The sequence below is a fragment of the Caloramator sp. ALD01 genome (assembly GCF_000472625.1).
GTDB lineage: Bacteria > Bacillota > Clostridia > Clostridiales > Caloramatoraceae > Thermobrachium > Thermobrachium proteoclasticum.
This window is the reverse complement of the sequence record NZ_AXAA01000068.1, coordinates 1-1499: the sequence shown is the minus strand read 5'-3', so window position 1 is coordinate 1499 and position 1499 is coordinate 1. Positions and strand designations below refer to the sequence as shown.

Here is a 1499-nt window from a genome sequence, read left to right as displayed (position 1 = left end):
CCGTTGATTTATAAGGGTTAAGAAATAGTAAGTAGAAATTAGGTATTTTCCGATTTTTACTGGAAAATATAGAGAAAAAATTTGCATAAAGAAAGCATCCTTTTTATAATAGTTTTGCCACAAACAAACATAAAAAGGATGCTGATGAAATGAACAAAAGTTATTTAAAACAAATGCTCACTTACTTTTCTAAAGTATATCATCTTGGAGAAAAAATCAATACCTTAAATAAAAAAAGATTTAAATCTCCATTTGAAATCTCGACGATTACTTTTATAGTTTTATTTGCATTTATGCTTCAAATAAGGAGTTTTAATAAATTAGATCATTGGCTTAAAAAAGGTAAATTTAAAAAGATACTACCTAAAAACACTAAGATACCTCGAATTGACGCCGTTAGGCGTTGTTTGAGTGATTTTGATTTAGAAGGTTTAAAAAATATTCATAGAGATATAATAAAAACTGCCATTAAAAACAAAGTATTTCGAAATGGAACTATAGATGGATTAAAAGTAGTTGCTATAGATGGTGTAGAGTTGTTTGAAAGTACTAAAAAATGTTGTGAAAAATGCCTTTCACGAAAACATAGGGATGGTATTACACATTATTTTCATAGAGCTGTAATTTGTTCAACAGTAGGTTCTGATCCACATATTATATTAGGTGCAGAAATGCTTGAGCCTAAAAGTGATAGTTCAGATAAAGATGAAGGTGAAATTACAGGAGCAAAAAGACTAATTAACGATTTATACAAGAAATATCATCATTTTGCAGATATAATAGTAGCTGACGCCTTATTTTGTAAATCTACATGGATAAAAGAAGTTCTATCTATAGGAATGAATGCCGTAGTAAGAGTTAAGGATGAAAGACTTCATATTGTAAAGGACGCATTAGCATTATTTAAGTGCCGTGAGGCTAATAAAGAATGGATTATAAAACAAGGGAATAAAAAATATACCAAAATTAAAGCTTGGGATGAAGATAATTTTGAAATGGCTGATGCAACTGTTAAAGTTAGATTTATAAGGTTTGTCGAAGAAATACATAATGGAGATAAAATAGAAATTAAAGAAGCTTGGATTATAACAACAGATAAATTTACTTCATCACAAACTTTATGGGAAATAATGCACAAGAGATGGGATATTGAAAACAATGCTTTTCATCAACTTAAAACAGGATGGCATTTAGACCATTGCTTTCTTCATAGCCCTACGGGCGTAGAAACAGTGCTAATGTTTATAATTATAGCATTTAATCTTATGCAGTTATATTTTTTTAGATGTATTAGAGGTTTTAGAAAGAAAAGAATGCTTCAAATAAATATTATTGAGGATATAAGAGATGAGAGATTTACAATAGAAGATACCTGGAATAACCCAGTATTTGAAAAAACTTAATGCAACAATAAAATTGGAAATTAATTATTTAAATTTCTTGGGGTAGGGGGAGTTATAACTATTTTTATAATCTACAGGGATGGCGGAATACCATTT

Annotated in this window: 1 protein-coding gene; it reads left to right on the top strand. The window is 28.8% G+C overall.

Annotated elements, in window-relative coordinates:
* The first annotated feature begins 149 nt into the window (after positions 1-149).
* A complete protein-coding gene (locus A3M9_RS14940; RefSeq protein ID WP_027309431.1) occupies positions 150-1403 on the top strand; it encodes a transposase in 1254 nt (417 codons plus the stop codon).
* Positions 1404-1499: the final 96 nt, after the last annotated feature.